Consider the following 16,732-nt stretch of genomic DNA (forward strand, 5'->3'; position numbering starts at 1 on the left):
TTTTCGGAAAGAATCTTGGATAGAGAGGAAAGCTTCTACAAAAAGAAATATGTGCGCTAAGAAATACAAAATAGCAGCATTAATAGTTGCAGCGGGAGTAGGCAGTAGATGCAATTCTACGATTCCTAAGCAATATATAAAACTGGCAGGTAAATCTGTTTTATTTCATACAATTAAAAGATTTCTGGCTAACCAATATATAGATTACATAAGAATAGCAATTAATAGAGACCATGAAAGTTTCTATGAGAAAGCTATATCACTAATTACAGACACTAAATTACTAAGCCCTGTATACGGAGGAGAAAACAGGCAAAGTTCAGTTAAACTAGGGCTTGAAAGCTTACAAAAAATTAACCCAGATTTTGTAGTTATACACGATGCTTGTAGGCCTTTTGTGTCAGATGTTCTGATAGATAACTTGGTTGAATCTATGATTAATGATCAATATACAGGAGTAGTTCCAGCAATAGAAGTTGAAGACACTATGTCATTGGTGAGTAATAGTTTTATTGAATCTACGATTTCAAGAGGAAAGCTCAGAGCCATACAAACCCCTCAAATTTTTAATTTCAAAGAATTATTATCATGCCATCAATCAGTCAAAGAATTTACTGACGATTCATCACTAATGGTAGAGCACAAAAAACATGTTGCGATTATTAAAGGTGAGAAAAGCAATTTTAAGTTAACCACAAAAGAGGATATCAATATGGCAAAGCTTCTTTTTGAAGAGCCAAAATTTCGTGTCGGAGCCGGTTATGATATACATAAGTTCATTAAAGTTCAAAATGGTGCTGAAAGCTTTATAAAAATTTGCGGTGTGAAAATTGAACACAACATGGCAATAGAAGCGCACTCTGATGGTGATGTTGCAATACATGCAATCGTTGATGCAATACTCGGAGCACTGGGATGTGGCGACATAGGAGAGCACTTTCCTCCTAGTTCCTCTGAATGGAAAGATTGCAATTCATCTCACTTTCTTGACTTTGCTGCTAAAAAAGCAAAAGAAAAAGGGTACAGCGTGTCTAATTTAGATATTACTATAGTTTGTGAAGAGCCTAAAATATCGCCTTACAAAGTAGAAATGAAGAAATTCATATCAAAAGCATTAGAAATTGATGATGAATTTGTAAATATCAAAGCAACCACTGCAGAGAAATTAGGTTATATTGGAAGAAATGAAGGAATAGCAGTGCATGCTTCTGTGTTATTGCATACAAACTTTTATTGGAAATAGAAACGAAAAAACTTACTTGACACCCTTCGCCAGCCCCCTTATCATGAAACTGAAGCTATTTATTTATCTTCTCTGTACAGATTAAATGACAAAAAAACTCAACGTATTTGGCGTCTCATGTTTAATTTTTTGCACTATGTGCACCTTATGTCTTTATCAAATTTCTAGCTATACAAGCTAAAATGCGCTTATAAAGCATTTAAAACATCAAAAAACGCCAACTTAAAAAATGGATAGTGAGTAATTAGCTACCCTAGGTTTTCTTTGCCTTTTTTTCTGTTTAGTAAATTTCTTAATGTTTATAATTTAGATTAGTTGCGGCTTAAAAGCAGATGAATCGCGGTTATTAAACGTTTAGAATAAAAAAACGCCATACTTGAAAGTATAATGTAAGTAACTAGCCAACCACGGGGCTTCTTTTGCCTTTTTTTTCGTTTGGTAAATTTCTTAAACATTTATGGCTAAACGACAATCGTCATCCCGCTACTTGTTAGCGGGATCTAGAGATACCGCGGCGGCATGACGTAGGACTGCTGTCATTCAAGTAGCTGACGCTGGAATCCAGCCTTGCTGTAATCTCATCAAGAACGTTGTGTTTTAACATAAGATCAGCCACTTTTATGCTTACCAACTTAATAAAATTCCTGGATCCAAGTAGTCAGGCTACTCGAATGACACCTTCATAAAGTGAAATGAGATCCCGCTAACAAGCAGCGGGATGACGAGAAAGGGGCTACTCGGATGATACCCTCATAAAGTAAAATGAGATCCCGCTAACAAGCAGCGGAATGACGGGAAAAGAGGTGCTGGGATGACACCTTCACAAAGTGAAATGAGATCCCGCTAACAAGCAGCGGGATGACGGGAAAAGAGGTGCTAGAATGACACCGTTTACTATGTAACATCTCATCATATCACAATGTTCGTACAGTTGTGGCGGTATGACGTAGAAAAACTGTTAACTTAAATCTATATTGACATGTCCCATTTTACGCTTATCCCTAACCTCTTTTTTCCCATATATGGTTAAACTAGCTTTTTCGTTGCTCAAATACTTATGAGAATCATATATATCATTACCTATTATATTTTTCGTCATACAAGGAAAGCGTAATACTACTTCCTGCATAGGTAGCCCGCATATTATCCTAACTAGCTGTTCAAATTGACTAACGTTACATGCATCCAAGCTCCAGTGGCAAGAATTGTGAGGTCTTGGAGCTAGTTCATTAACTAACAATTCGTTATCCTTAGTAACAAAAAATTCAATAGCCAGAATTCCTATTACATCAAGCGCATTTGCTATTTTCTTTGCAGCTCGTTGTACCTCTTGAGTTAATTTACTATCTATTTTAGCTGGCACTGTTGAAGTATCAAGTATTCCATCAACGTGGTAATTTTCTGCTATAGGAAAAAAAGCTACTTTACCGTTTTTATCTCTTGCAACGACTATTGAAACCTCTTTCAGTAAATCAACACTTGCTTCAAGAATGTACTCTGTATTCCAATCAAAGGAAGCAAATTGCTTCACTTCAGAATCATTCTCAAGCACATATTGCCCTTTTCCATCATAACCCATTTCTGTTGTTTTCAGCCTTGTTGGATAGCCAAAAGCTCTACTGCTTTTCAGTAGCTCATTATAATTTTGTATACTTTTGTATTCAGCAGTTTTTATACTCAAGCTTCTAATGAAATCTTTCTCTCTAAGCCTATTTTGCGCAATGTGTAACGCTTTTTTACCCGGATAAAAATTTACATCGATATCAATTGCACTACATGGAATATTTTCAGACTCAATAGTGACCAAATCCACACTCTGTGCAAAAGATTCAAGCGCTTTCTTATCAGAGAAATCTGCTATTGTGAAATCATCAGCAATAGAACAAGCTGGATCGTCTTTAGCACTGGCAAAAACATGTATTTTTTGTCCAAGTTTTGTTGCAGCGATAGCAGTCATTTTACCTAATTGTCCACCACCTATTATTCCTATTACTTTTTTGCTCAGCGCATCTGGTTCATTCATACTATAAATTGATATTTCCTAATTAAAGTATACTTGAAAAATCTATGAAAAAAGTATATAATTAAAATACTATTTTCTTATCATGAATATTTTATAATGATAGAATACACACTAACTACCAACTTTGTTGAAGTTACAGTTTTACCAATTTATATTGAAGAGCAATCCATTCCTTATGAAAATTGCTATGTATGGATGTATAACGTTAAGATAAAAAACAAAAGCCAATCAACTATTCAATTGTTAAGTCGTCATTGGCAAATAATAGATTATAAGGGAAAAGTAAATGAAATTGCCGGAGTTGGTGTTATCGGAGAACAACCTGTGATAAAATCTGGAGAGGTATTTAAATACACAAGTGGAACATACTTAAATGTACCGTCAGGAATAATGCAGGGTAAGTATGAATTTCTGAATGAAGAAAGCATAAAAGTTTTTGAAGTTATGATACCACCCTTTTCTTTGGATAGTCCATACATCAAAACTAGACCCCATTAACTGTCAAAATAGTTTATTTGTAACCAGACTGCATTCTGTGATTTTTAGCAAAACACGATACACAATCGTCATTCCGCTACTTGTTAGCGGAATCTATGCCGAGATACCGCGGCGGTATGACGGTTCGCGGTGGTATGACGGTTAAGTAATTCGTCATCCCGCTGCTTGTTAGCGGGATCTAGAGATACCGCGGCGGTATGACGGTTCGCGGCGGCATAGCTATCTTCAAAAATATGGTTGAATAATTGTTAATAATAGTGTATAATTATTAATATTTTTAAGCACTTTGGCTATGGCTTTATCTAAGTTTCTCGACCCTAAGCTGGATTTAACCTTCAAAAAAATATTTGGCACTGAAAAAAATAAGAATATTCTCATACATTTTTTGAATGATATTTTAGGGTTTACCGAGATAAATACTATACAAGAAGTGGAATTCCTCAGTACTATAATGGATCCTGAAATTGCCTCTGATAAGCAAAGTATAGTTGATGTTCTTTGCAGGGACTCTAGTGGGGCTAGGTATGTGATTGAAATGGTGCGACCTGAAAGCCTTCGGTCATATTGTTTAAAAGGAGAGGAATTCATTCAGAAAGAAACTGAAAGGATTCTAAAGCTTATTGAACCAGATGTTTTGCCATCTGAGTCTACGCATCAGTGCGAATTGGGTAACCAGTTGGTGCCGAGCGACGCGGACAATGAACCTCCTCTTGATAAAGAAGATGCTCAATCGTGAGAGAAAGCATAAACTACAAGCATCATGTGGTTGGAGGGCTAGGCTTAGTGGTATGGTGAACGTAAGTGAAGCTTCATAAGTATCGTAACGATTAAAGAGCTAAAGATGCTGATAAGCTCCGACCAAAAGGTAATGTGGATGAGTTACATTTTTCATTTCTGGAGGTACGCAAATAATAATTCCACCGGTATAGAGAAGCCACCTAACCCACTATTGTATGACAAAAGGAACAGGATAAGCCTGTATTTTCGCCTATATGGCAGGCAACCCGCAAGGAATGCTGATGGATGTGCAGGTAAAGGATAATGGAGAAAGCGAATGCCATTTTGTAACGAAATGGATAGAATTTGTAACATTAATTCGCGTGAAAACGAGCAGACTTCCATTTGGTCCCTCATGACAAGAAACTTTGTTAACCACTTAAGGTAGGAAAGCAGATGATTACAAGTACAACTGTAAGTGCACCTACCAATAACTCCGAAGCATGGAACCAGTTACCCTGGAAGAAATGCCAAAAAGTTGTTATGAGGCTACAGAGGCGTATTGTTAAGGCTGTCCAACAAGGCAGATGGGGTAAGGTGAAAACTTTACAACACCTTCTCACACGCTCTTTTAGCGGCAAAGCTTTGGCGGTTAAGAGAGTAACTGAAAACCAAGGAAAAACACAGCAGGTGTAGATCGTCAAATATGGTCAACTTGCAACACAAAATTTCAAGGAATAAAGCTATTAAAACAAAGAGGATACAAACCTTCTCCGCTAAAACGGATATACATCAGTAAGTCTAATGGCAAAAGAAGACCTCTTGGAATCCCTACGATAAAAGATAGAGCCATGCAAGCATTATACTTGTTTGCTTTGGAACCGATAGCTGAAACGATCAGTGATCGTCACTCTTATGGTTTGAGACCAAAAAGATCCTGCGCAGACGCTACTGTGGCTTGTCACTTGTTACTGGCAAGCCGTAACCAACTACAATGGATACTCAAAGGTGATATTAAAGGGTGTTTTGATAACATTAACCATGAATGGCTCATGAAGCATATTCCTATGGAGAAGAAAATTCTTCATAGCTGGTTAAAAGCTGGCTTCCTAGAATCAAAAACTCTGTATTCCACAACTGCAGGTACCCCACAAGGTAGTATCATCTCTCCAATACTAGCAAATCTAGCCCTAAATGGACTTGAAAAATCATTGGAAAGTCAATTTGGTAAACTTGGCAGTAAAAGAAGAAGCAAAATCAGAAGTGGAGTAAATGTAATCAGGTACGCAGATGACTTTATCATTTCAGGAATCACACGTGAAGTACTGGAAAATGAAGTAAAACCTCTAGTATCGTCCTTTCTTCAGGAGAGAGGTCTTATCCTTTCCGAAGAGAAAACAAAAATTACATCTATTACAACAGGGTTTGACTTTCTTGGTTGTAATGTACGCAGGTATAATAAGAAGTTAATTATAAAACCTTCAAAAGAAAGTATTAAGAAACTTCTTAATAAAGCACGTACATTGATAAAGGCAAACATAGCGAACACTCAGGCCGTACTAATCAAGTTGCTCAATTCCCTATTAAGGGGATGGGGAAATTACTACAGCCATGTGTGTGCGAAAAGAGCTTTTAACAAAATAGACCATGAAATTATGTGTGCTCTATGGAAATGGGCAAAGAAAAGACATCCTCGTAAAGGATTACGTTGGATAAAGAATCGTTACTTCAAGGTAATGAAACAACGCCAATGGGTCTTTGCTGCACCCATATGCAAGAACAAACCGAAAGAGATAAGGTAATTAAGACTGCTTAGGTTGATTGATATACCTATCAGACGACATGTTAAAATCAGGGCGGATGCAAATCCACTTGACTTAAAATGGAAAAAGTATTTTGATGAAAGAGTGAAACAAACAAAAATGTTAGCAAGCTCTTTCTCAAGAGAAGGTTCTCTACTGTTGGTGTCACCATTAAGAATGATGTTTTCTGAGGAATCATGAAGGACAAGCCGGTTCGAGAAAAGAAGGACTTAGATAAGGGGCTCAAGCGTAGTGTGGGGAAACCTGCATGCTGCGTTTCTAAGGGAGGGAGTAGTAGCAATACTACTTCCTTACCTAACCAGCTCGCTAGAGACAAGGGCTTCGAAAAACGCGCTCAATTATATGCCGCTAAAGCCTACTCAAGACAATTAGATAAATCTGGCAACTACATTGATTTAAAGAAAGTCTTCTTTATTGCTATATCAAATTGTAACTTACTTCCTGAAGAAGTTGATTATATTTCTACTCACAATATACGTGATATAAAAACTAACGGCCATTACTTAAAAGATTTTCAGTTTGTCTTTATTGAGTTGCCTAAATTCGCAAAAAAATAAAGTAGAGCAGTTAGAAGGTATAGTAGAAAGGTGGTGTTTCTTTTTTAAATACGCAGAAGAAACAACAGAAGAGGACTTAAAAGAGATAGCAGAAAAAGCGCCAATAATAAAGCTAGCATATGATGAATTAGACAAGTTTCGTTGGAACGAAAAAGATTTAGTAGCCTATGAAGAAAGGATAATGGATCTACTCAAAGAAGAAGCTATTCTTGAATACAGACTTGATCTTGCTGAAGAGAAAGGTATACAAAAAGGTATAGAGAAAGGGAAAATTGAAGGGAAAATTGAAGTCGCAAAAGCAATGCTGGCTAATAATGTTGATGTCAACACTATTGTTAAGTTTACTGGCCTTTCTATTAGTGAGATTGAAGAATTAAGTGGAAATCTGTGAACGGTTACGTTTATTTTTTATCCTTATCATCAAGTGTAAATAAGGTTATTGTAGAGATTAAGCCTATTATAACTATTATTAACGAAAATGGGGCAGCTTCTCTATAGCGCTCATCGCTTACAAGTTCATATATTCTAGTTGATATAGTTTCAAAATTAAATGGTCTTATAATGAGTGTTGCTGTGAGCTCTTTGATAGTATCCATAAATACGAGCAAAAATCCCGATAATATACTCTTCTTGATGAGAGGGATATGAACATTCAAACATGTGGAAATAGGTCCATGACCCATAGTATATGCAGTCCACTCAATTTCATTTGGTGTTTTTTTGAGCCCTGACTCTACCGCCTTGAAAGATATAGCAAAAAAACGAAATAAATATGAGTAAACTAATGCGCCAATAGTTCCTACCAAGCTAATTTCCACAACATATTGAGTAATGAAAGAGGATATTCTGCTTAAAAATATTATTATACTAATTGCGATAATTGCATTTGGAATTGCGTAGCCTAAAGAAATGAGACGCGCTATATTGTTGATTACCTTATTTTTACGCGCCGTATATCCAATCATTATTGCAATGCTAATTGAGATTAATGCGGTGATAAATGATAAACTAATGCTATTTGCTATTATGTTATAGAATCTTGCTTCGTATATGAAAAACCCCTTCTCTATGCTCCAATATATGAGCGGAATCATTGGCAAAATAAAACCTATTAAGATCGGCAATACACACATAAGATAAGCAAAGATCAACGGCATAGCGCCACTTATACTCCGTTTGTTGTGATAGTCCGAATTGGTATTGATTGAAGAGTAAGATATTCCTTTTTTTTGTAGTTTTTTTTCGATAGCTATTAGTATCACAACGAAAATTAATTCTGCAACTGCTAAAACAGTAGTTGAATATTTGTCATGCAGTAAAAACCAGGTGCGATATATTCCTGTCGTAAAAGTATCGATAGCAAGAAACTGTGGTGTGCCGAAATCTGTAATTACTTCCATTAGTACCAAAGACAACCCAGCTATAATTGATGGGCGTATGGAGGGTATGATAACAGAAAACAGGCTCTTCAATGAGGAGAACCCAAGCGTTGACGCAATAGTGACTGAGTTACTAACATTCTTTAGACTTGAGCGAACTAACATATAAACGTATGGATATAGGCTGAATCCCATTACTAATATTCCACCACCTAGGGATTTTATTTCAGGAAACCAATAGTCACCTTTGCTCCAATCTAAAATGTCTCTTAATAAGCTCTGCACCGGACCTGAAAACTCTAGCGTATTTACATAGACGAACGCTACTATATATCCAGGAATCGATATCGGAAAGAACAAAGCAATCTCAAAAATTTTACTTCCAGGAAATGAAAAAAATGTGGTGAGCCAAGCTGGAATTACTCCAAATATGAAAGATATTCCCCCTACTCCTACCATCAAAATTAACGTACTCAGTATATATTCAGGAAAAAGTGTACTGATTACCCATTCGGAATTCGCTGAATCTGTAAATAAGATTGATATTAATGATAATATTGGGCAGACGAATAATATGCTTACTAAAAATAAGAATATATTTTTAAATACTCTTAAAAACATTAATTTGAATCTATATTTTATATTAAAATGTTATATGTAAAAACTGAAGATATCCAGTAATTAACAGCCGTACTATTGAATATCTTTATAATTTTGTATATCATGTTTCTAGTTGATAAGTGAATAATCATGAGCTTCGTCATTGCAACTTTCTATCACTTTGTAGAACTCTCTAATTATTATGACATGAAAGACGAAATAAAAGCTGCATGCAACAACGTTGAGTTAAAGGGCACTATACTCCTTGCAGAAGAGGGTGTTAATGCAACAATATCTGGTGAAAGAAACGCAATTGATAAAATATTCGATTTTCTACATTCTGATTATAGGCTAAGGGACCTTACATGGAAAGAGAGTGCAGCAGAATATCAACCATTTAGCAAGATGAAGGTAAAATTAAAAAGAGAGATTGTGAATCTTGGTGTAAGCAATCTTGATATTTCCCTTAGGGGTAAATATGTTGATCCAGAGCATTGGGATGATTTTACTTCTCAACCTGACGTTTTAGTAATAGATACACGAAACGAGTATGAAGTGAAATTAGGCAAGTTTAAGAATGCAATTAATCCACACACACAATGTTTCCGTGAGTTTCCTCAGTGGACAGAGTCATTTTCTGAGAGTAAAGACCTGAAAGTGGCTATGTACTGCACTGGTGGGATTAGATGCGAAAAATCTACAGCATATATGAAAAGCCTTGGATTTAGTGATGTTTACCATCTTAAAGGCGGCATTCTTTCTTACCTTGAAAAAACTTATAATAAAAATGGTAATTGGAAAGGAGAATGTTTTGTTTTTGATGATAGAATTGCTGTTGATAACTCACTTACTCCAAGCAACACAATAAAATGCATATTCTGCTCAAATCAAGTTTCAACTGATAAACTGAAATCAGTTCCACGTGGCCAAGTGGTTTGTTCTGATTGTAAACTTCAGTGTTATAGCTATAATAAATAAAACATCATACTGCTGCAGTTGTATGCACGTTGTGATTTGAGAGCAACCTCTACCAGAAAGGGTGTCATGCCAGTGCCCAGACACTGGCATCCAGGTTCTTTTTTTCTAGATTCCAGCGTCACGCGCTGGAATGACAATAAAGAGCATATGGTTATGCAAGAAGTCTATTTCTTACCCTTAATCAACTCTAAAGCCTTCTCCAGATCTATACTCTCAATATCTGCACTCTTGCCCAAAGCAACGTTTGTTTTACCGCATTTTATATAGAATCCGTACCTACCGTTGCAGATAAAAACTTCTTTTCCCTTTTCATTAACCCCGAGAGATTTTAACTCTTTGCGTGGACTGTTTGCAATAATTTGTACAGCTTCGCTCAATTCTGTATTCAGCACCTCTTTGGAGCTTTTCTTAAGAGAAAAGTATCTACCATCATAGAAAATATAGTACCCAAATCGCCCAAGGCCTATTTTTACTTCCTTTCCGGTTTCAGGGTGTTCTCCGATTACTTTTGGCAAGGAAAGTAACTGAGTAGCGGTGCTCAGATCAATCTCATTAACATTTATATCTTTTGGTATGGAAACCGTTTTTTTCTTTTTTAACTCGTTATTAAACTCCAGATAAAGTCCAAAAGGACCCTTTTTGATCATCACTTCTTGGTTTGTTATATCATCTATACCTAAACTTTTTGGATATTCTGAATTGTCGTTACTACCTGTAATTTCTTTTGTATGGTTGCATTCAGGATAGTTAGAACATCCAAGGAACACCCCGGCTTTTCCAAAGTTCAATTTCAATATGCCACCTAAGCAAGCAGGGCATTTCGTATTCACCTCTTTTCTTCCTTCTTCTGAACAAAACCAATCGATTACCAAATCGTGAATGCCGCTGAAAACTTCATCATGCGTCATTTGCTTGACAGAGTTTACATGACCAAAAAATGGCACCCAAAAGTGGCCTAATTCTTTTTTCCAATCTGCATGTCCATTTGAAATTAAATCAAGCTTCTCTTCCATTTGTGCTGTGAAATCATACTCTACACAACGCTGAAAAAAAGTTTCTAAAAATATAGTAACGATTTTACCGCGGCTGCTTGGAATAAACCTTTTGCTATCCAATGAAACGTACTCACGATCTTGTAATACCGAAATAATTGTTGCATAAGTTGATGGTCGACCTATACCGATTTCTTCCATTTTTTTTACGATACTTGCTTCACTATAACGAGGTGGCGGTTGAGTGAAATGTTGTTTTGGCTCAACTGAAATCAGCTTACACGCTTCCCCTTCCTTCATGGCAGGTAGCAGGCCTTCATTTTCGGCTTCTATGTTATCTTGGTAGACTCTATAAAAACCATCAAAGAATATACTTGATCCACTTGCTCGCAGAATTACTTTCTGGTCAGTAGAACTAATTTCGACTACCACTTGATCAAGAATCGCCGACTCCATTTGACTTGCAATGGTCCTTTTCCAGATTAAATCATACAATTTAAATTGCTCTGGCGTTAAGTAATCCTTAATACTACCCGGCGTTCTATTGATATCAGTTGGACGAATTGCTTCATGTGCTTCTTGAGCATTTTTGACCTTTTTTACATATTTACGAGGAGACTGCGGTAAATATTTATCACCATATAATGACTTAATTGACCCTCTAATTGAGTTTATAGCCTCATCTGCAATATGAAACCCATCTGTACGCATGTAAGTTATCAACCCTACAGTTTCACCACCAATATCGATACCTTCATATAAATTTTGCGCTATGCGCATAACACTTTTCACATTAAAATACAGTTTATTCACTGCATCTTGCTGAAGACTTGAAGTAATAAACGGAGGAAGCGGGTTTCTCTTAACTTGCTTGCGTTCTACTGTGCTTACAGCATATTGCCTTGATTCAATCTCCCTGACTAAGTTCTTTGCTTCTTCTTCATTCTTAATATCAAATTTTTCTAGCTTTTTATTGTCATAGTGGCTTAGCATAGCAAAAAAAGCCTCATCTTTGCTATTTTGCATTTCTGCTTTTATGCTCCAATACTCCTGTGTTATAAATTTACTAATTTCATCTTCTCGTTCGCATATAATCTTTAATGCAACAGACTGCACTCGCCCTGCAGACTTGCTTCCCGACAATTTTGTCCACAGCAGTGGTGACAAACTAAATCCAACTAGATAATCCAAAGCTCTACGTGCTTGTTGTGCACGCACTAAATCCATATTAATTTCACGTGGATTTTTTATTGCTTCTTGTACTGCTCTTTTTGTTATCTCATTAAAGACTACTCTATAAATGTTGTTTTCATTACTGATTGCTTTCTTTTCTTTTAATGTCTCTATCACATGCCAAGCCATTGCTTCCCCTTCTCTGTCTGGGTCTGTTGCAAGATATATATCTGATGTTTTGCTTGCGGCTTTTACTAGCTCTTTTATATACTTTTCTGCTTTTTCAATGGTTTCATACTTTATAGTAAAATCATTATCCGGATCGACAGAACCGTTTTTTGCTGGAAGATCCCTCACATGTCCAAAGGATGCAGCTACTTTGAACTCTTTACTCAAATATTTACCTATTGTCTTTGCTTTCGCAGGTGATTCAACTATTAATAATGCCATATTGTTAATTATTTTAGTACTTAAAGATAATATGTTGAGAAATATACAATGAAAAGTAAAAAAATATTTTAATGGTTCTTGTGAATTTTACGAACCGGGTTGTGGGACCTTTTCAGAAAACCCTTGGACGTTGCTATTTTTAAGTGACTTTGAAGGCTCATTACAATAGTATATGATCGCAGCAGCAACGAGAAGCTAGATTCCAGTGTCAGCTACTTGCATGACAAAAAAAGGAGCGCTGGGATGACATCCTCCCTTGTGGAAATTGCTCTCAAATCACAATGCCCGTACAGCCGTAACCCTAGAGGTACTGTTTCTCACCCACTGCAAATATTGCACGGTACTGTCCACTTGGTCGTCGTGGCGCGTTTCAGGAAACATTAAAATCTCATACTCAAAATCGTTCAGCCATACTGCTTGATGTGGCAGAAAAACCTTGCCAGACTCTATAATCGGAACAATTTGATGAAATCGAGTGAGCTTGTCATCATGTGGCACTATTTCAATAATCGGTAAATCACTGTTTGTCTTTAGCTCTTGCACCAATTGTTGACCACTTGTTTTTGCTTCGATTAAAATTGCGTGTGGCGTCCATCTTGCAGCTAGTGACAAAACCTGTTCTTTAAGCTTTGGATACTCAAGCTTTGCGCGATATACGTCGAGTAAATAGAATTTATTATCTATTTTTGCCCAGGTGGTGCAGACACTAAAGTTGCTCATGTTACTTGTTGAAACCGCAGTATCCCAACTTTGTGTTATATGCGAGAGATTATCAGGAAATTTTTTATAGCGTTTCAGAGGTTGTCCGGAAACTAGTAAATTCAAGCATATTCCCTCTTTAACATAACCCTACTCATAGCTAGGTATATGAAATTCTCAGTGGATGTTGTGAGTAAATCATACTCCTTCGATAGCCTTCTATTCCTATTAACCCAAGCAAAAGTCCTTTCTACAACCCATCTTCTTGGCTGTACTTTAAACCCTTGTTCTCTTGTTGGTAGTAGCTCAGGTGGCGTATCTTTGTGCACCCAAAATCTACATGGAGGCCTTTTAACAATTTCAATATCTATGTCATATTCTTCCTTTATGTGATTCTTTAAATTTCTTCCTTGGTATCCCATGTCAGCCCACATTTTTTTAACTTTAGTATATTTTGTTCTCATATTGTTTAATGCTATTTTCATACCATCTCTATCATTTTCGTTAGCAGCGCCTACGTAACAACCTAGTATAAAACCCTGAGTGTCTGTAATTATATGCCTTTTTCTACCCTTTACTTTTTTACTTCCATCATAGCCTTTGATCCCCCTTTTCTGTAGTCTTTACAGATTGACTATCTACTATACAGGCACTCGGCTGCTCATTCCTTCCTATTTTTCTTCTACTATATTTTGTAATTTCATAATTCATTTTCTCAAAAATTCCCTGCTTCTTCCATTGCCTGAACTGCTCATACACAGTCTTCCATAGCGGAAAATCATTTGGTAAATACCGCCATTGACACCCTGTACGCAATACATAGAAAATTGCTTCTAATATTTCTCTTTTGCTATACTTTGGCGGCCTTCCTCCTTTCTTGTATGATACTCTGAAGTGTTTTTCTATTCTTGCCCATTCCCTTTCGCTTAGATCTGTTGGATACTTTTTTCTCATCTTTACCCCGTACTAAAATTTCAGATATTATAGCCTTTTACTTGTTTCCGGACAACCTCTCAACCACTCTGGTTTAATTATACCACTTGAAAGCGGCAGAGGGTTTTGTTGATATTGAGCAGCAAAAGCGTAACTCCCAAGTTCAGCTTTTATTATCTCAACTTCTTCTTTTCCTCCATCGAGGGGATATAACAACTGACCTTCTTCTCTTGAATATAATATCCTTACAGGTGACGCTGGTTTATTATATAATCGCCTGGTCGCACAGTGCTGAGCTACTCGGATGACAGGAACGGGAGGCATTGGCTTTTTGATTGAATAAATAACCTGCTTATTTTCAGAAATCATTGGCAAACAAATATGATGCCATATGTTTTTTGGCTTGGAGAGAAGGTGTCCAGTTAAGTCCTCCTGGTGTAGCCTGTGCATTACAAGAACGATGACTCCTTTTTTTCTATCGTTCAGCCTGGTTACTAAAGTCTGATCAAACCAGTTTGTGGCACGCTTTCTAAGCGTTTCACTCAAAGCTTGAGCAGAACTGAGCGGATCGTCCACAATGATAAAATCACCACCTTCACCAGTTAGTGTTCCACCAACTGATGTTGCGATTCTGTATCCTCTCTGCACTGTTTGAAATTTATATTTGGTATTCTGGTCTTTGGATAGTTCTATCTCTGGAAATAGCGCTCTATACCAACTAGACTGCATCACGCACCTGGTGTCGAGCGAGTGCTTTTCGCTGAGCCGCTGAGAATAACTTGCAACTATTATTCTCGCAGTTGGTTGGTTTCCCAGTATCCATGCGGGCCACGCAACGCTTATGCACATGGACTTCATCGAGCGCGGAGGCATATTGAATATTATTCGTTTCACTTCACCAGCGCTCGCTGCTTCCAGCCTGTCTGCTATGACTTTTATATACTGATAATCGTTATACTCACACCCCGGCACTACCGTTTGAAAGCACAGTTCAATGAATTTTAGAAAGTTCATGATATAATGTTGAAACCAACGCGTGACGCTGGGATGACAAAAAAAGGAGCACTGGAATGACACCCTACTTAACCGTCATACCGCGATTCATTCGCGGTATCTCTTAACATAGATCCCGCTAACACGTAGCGGGATGACGAATTACTTAACCATCATCTACACCGTCATACCGCGATTCATTCGCGGTATCTCAAAGCATAGATCCCGCTAACAAGCAGCGGGATACTTAACCATCATTACACCGTCATACCGCGATTCATTCGCGGTATCTCTTAACATAGATCCCCTACTATACCTTAACATAGATCCCGCTAACAAGCAGCGGGATGACGAATTACTTAACCATCATCTACACCGTCATACCGCGATTCATTCGCGGTATCTCTTAACATAGATCCCGCTAACACGTAGCGGGATGACGAATTACTTAACCATCATCTACACCGTCATACCGCGATTCATTCGCGGTATCTCTTAACATAGATCCCCTACTATACCTTAACATAGATCCCGCTAACAAGCAGCGGGATAACGAATTACTTAACCATCATCTACACCGTCATACCGCGATTCATTCGCGGTATCTCTTAACATAGATCCCCCTACTATACCTTAACATAGATCCCGCTAACACGTAGCGGGATGACGAATTACTTAACCATCATCTACACCGTCATACCGCGATTCATTCGCGGTATCTCTTAACATAGATCCCGCTAACAAGCAGCGGGATGACGAATTACTTAACCATCATTACACCGTCATACCGCGATTCATTCGCGGTATCTCTTAACATAGATCCCCCTACTATACCTTAACATAGATCCCGCTAACAAGCAGCGGGATGACGAATTACTTAACCATCATCTACACCGTCATACCGCGATTCATTCGCGGTATCTCAGCCGCTAACAAGAGATCCCGCTAACAAGCAGCGGGATGACGATTGTCGTTTAGCCATAAATATTAAGAAATTTACCAAATGAAAAAAAGGCAAAAGAAGCCCCGTGGTTATTATCTGCTTTAAAATATTGGCGTTTTTTATGTTTTAAACGCTTGACAAGCGAAATTCAGCTGCTTTTAATTGCAACTAACCTACGCTGCAAATGTTTAAGAAATTTACCAAGCAGAAAAAAAGACAAAGAATCCCCGAGTGAGCTAGTCTTTTACTATCTCTGTCGAGTATTGGCATTTTTTGATGTCTTGTAACGCTTTATAAGCGCGTTCAGCTTATTTAGATAAAAATCTAGATGTAGATGAAGTTTTGTAAAGACATACAGTATCTATATACTGCAAAAAATTGAACATAAGACGCCGATACATTAAGTAATCCTTACCTTTTAATCTGCAGATTGGCGAAAGCAAATACAATAGCTTCACTATCATGATAAGGGCGCTGGCGAAGGGTGTCAAGTAAGTTTCTATATAATATTTTCTAAAATAAATAGACTTCTCGCATCCAATTTTGGCAGCGCGCGACACACAACTGCAATGACAAGGTGTCGCAAGATAAACATCATATTCACACGAAGTACTTGACTTCACTTGTACTAAGAAGCATTTTATATATGTTGTGTGCCCGTAGCTCAGCTGGATAGAGCAACAGCCTTCTAAGCTGTGGGTCGTAGGTTCGAATCCCACCGGGCACACTCT

At 37.3% G+C, this 16,732-nt stretch carries 12 protein-coding genes, 1 tRNA gene and 4 pseudogenes; 10 read left to right on the forward strand and 7 right to left on the reverse strand.

Features of this window, described 5'->3' with window-relative positions; all coding sequences use genetic code 11:
• Positions 1–49: 49 nt before the first annotated feature.
• The gene (locus R0F62_RS01700) at positions 50–1,243 is read left to right on the forward strand and encodes a bifunctional 2-C-methyl-D-erythritol 4-phosphate cytidylyltransferase/2-C-methyl-D-erythritol 2,4-cyclodiphosphate synthase (protein WP_010963060.1); all 1,194 of its coding nucleotides are present in this window, start codon (positions 50–52) and stop codon (positions 1,241–1,243) included.
• A 958-nt stretch (positions 1,244–2,201) separates the two neighbouring features.
• On the opposite strand, the gene R0F62_RS01705 is transcribed toward R0F62_RS01700, so the two are convergent.
• Positions 2,202–3,266: a 5-(carboxyamino)imidazole ribonucleotide synthase gene (locus R0F62_RS01705; protein ID WP_010082017.1), complete on the reverse strand. Its 1,065-nt coding sequence runs from the start codon at positions 3,264–3,266 to the stop codon at positions 2,202–2,204.
• Positions 3,267–3,362: 96 nt separating this feature from the next.
• Here R0F62_RS01705 and apaG point away from each other — a divergent pair, with 96 nt between their 5' ends.
• The 7 genes and pseudogenes from apaG (at position 3,363) to R0F62_RS01740 (ending at position 7,252) form a co-directional block, all read left to right on the forward strand.
• Positions 3,363–3,764, forward strand: a complete 402-nt coding sequence (gene apaG, locus R0F62_RS01710; protein ID WP_007549064.1) for a Co2+/Mg2+ efflux protein ApaG — start codon at positions 3,363–3,365, stop codon at positions 3,762–3,764.
• 292 nt (positions 3,765–4,056) lie between these two features.
• A pseudogene (locus R0F62_RS01715) lies at positions 4,057–4,302 on the forward strand (PD-(D/E)XK nuclease family transposase); the annotation flags it as partial.
• Positions 4,303–4,756: 454 nt separating this feature from the next.
• Positions 4,757–4,900 (forward strand): hypothetical protein, encoded by a 144-nt coding sequence (locus R0F62_RS01720; protein ID WP_173862902.1) that lies wholly within the window; start codon positions 4,757–4,759, stop codon positions 4,898–4,900.
• A gap of 37 nt (positions 4,901–4,937) precedes the next feature.
• Entirely contained in the window at positions 4,938–5,177 is a 240-nt protein-coding gene (locus tag R0F62_RS01725) for a reverse transcriptase N-terminal domain-containing protein (RefSeq protein ID WP_233641101.1), read from the forward strand.
• Positions 5,178–5,218: 41 nt separating this feature from the next.
• Complete coding sequence (ltrA, locus tag R0F62_RS01730; RefSeq protein ID WP_317051407.1) at positions 5,219–6,283, forward strand: group II intron reverse transcriptase/maturase; 1,065 nt, start codon at positions 5,219–5,221, stop codon at positions 6,281–6,283.
• Positions 6,284–6,298: 15 nt separating this feature from the next.
• Positions 6,299–6,484: a hypothetical protein gene (locus tag R0F62_RS01735; RefSeq protein ID WP_084741732.1), complete on the forward strand. Its 186-nt coding sequence runs from the start codon at positions 6,299–6,301 to the stop codon at positions 6,482–6,484.
• Positions 6,481–7,252: pseudogene (locus R0F62_RS01740) on the forward strand (Rpn family recombination-promoting nuclease/putative transposase). Before R0F62_RS01735 ends, R0F62_RS01740 begins: the two are co-directional and overlap by 4 nt.
• A gap of 10 nt (positions 7,253–7,262) precedes the next feature.
• Here R0F62_RS01740 and R0F62_RS01745 read toward each other — a convergent pair.
• Positions 7,263–8,861, reverse strand: coding sequence for an ABC transporter permease (locus R0F62_RS01745; protein WP_095742778.1), 1,599 nt, complete (start codon positions 8,859–8,861; stop codon positions 7,263–7,265).
• A gap of 129 nt (positions 8,862–8,990) precedes the next feature.
• On the opposite strand from R0F62_RS01745, the gene trhO reads away from it, so the two are divergent.
• Positions 8,991–9,818, forward strand: a complete 828-nt coding sequence (gene trhO, locus R0F62_RS01750; RefSeq protein ID WP_274979001.1) for an oxygen-dependent tRNA uridine(34) hydroxylase TrhO — start codon at positions 8,991–8,993, stop codon at positions 9,816–9,818.
• A 164-nt stretch (positions 9,819–9,982) separates the two neighbouring features.
• Here the strand turns inward: trhO and topA are convergent, their stop codons facing one another.
• The 5 genes and pseudogenes from topA to R0F62_RS01770 all read right to left on the reverse strand — a co-directional run.
• Positions 9,983–12,433, reverse strand: a complete 2,451-nt coding sequence (gene topA, locus R0F62_RS01755) for a type I DNA topoisomerase (protein ID WP_010963054.1) — start codon at positions 12,431–12,433, stop codon at positions 9,983–9,985.
• Positions 12,434–12,520: 87 nt separating this feature from the next.
• Positions 12,521–12,610 carry a hypothetical protein gene (locus R0F62_RS06735; protein ID WP_419198969.1) on the reverse strand — a complete coding sequence of 30 codons (90 nt, stop codon included), beginning with the start codon at positions 12,608–12,610 and terminating at the stop codon, positions 12,521–12,523.
• Between the two features lie 99 nt (positions 12,611–12,709).
• Positions 12,710–13,234 (reverse strand): annotated as a pseudogene (gene terL, locus R0F62_RS01760) (phage terminase large subunit); the annotation flags it as partial.
• A gap of 20 nt (positions 13,235–13,254) precedes the next feature.
• Positions 13,255–14,086 (reverse strand): IS5 family transposase gene (locus tag R0F62_RS01765; RefSeq protein WP_394356546.1). Its coding sequence is split into 2 segments (ribosomal slippage): positions 13,255–13,744 and positions 13,743–14,086, totalling 834 coding nucleotides; the frame shifts between segments, so codons are not numbered across the junction.
• 57 nt (positions 14,087–14,143) lie between these two features.
• Positions 14,144–15,079 (reverse strand): annotated as a pseudogene (locus R0F62_RS01770) (phage terminase large subunit); the annotation flags it as partial.
• A gap of 1,575 nt (positions 15,080–16,654) precedes the next feature.
• On the opposite strand from R0F62_RS01770, the gene R0F62_RS01775 reads away from it, so the two are divergent.
• Positions 16,655–16,728 (forward strand) — tRNA-Arg (locus tag R0F62_RS01775).
• The last annotated feature ends 4 nt before the right edge of the window (positions 16,729–16,732 follow it).

It is taken from the genome of Wolbachia endosymbiont of Drosophila aff. chauvacae BK-2020, from assembly GCF_032848195.1.
GTDB lineage: Bacteria > Pseudomonadota > Alphaproteobacteria > Rickettsiales > Anaplasmataceae > Wolbachia > Wolbachia pipientis.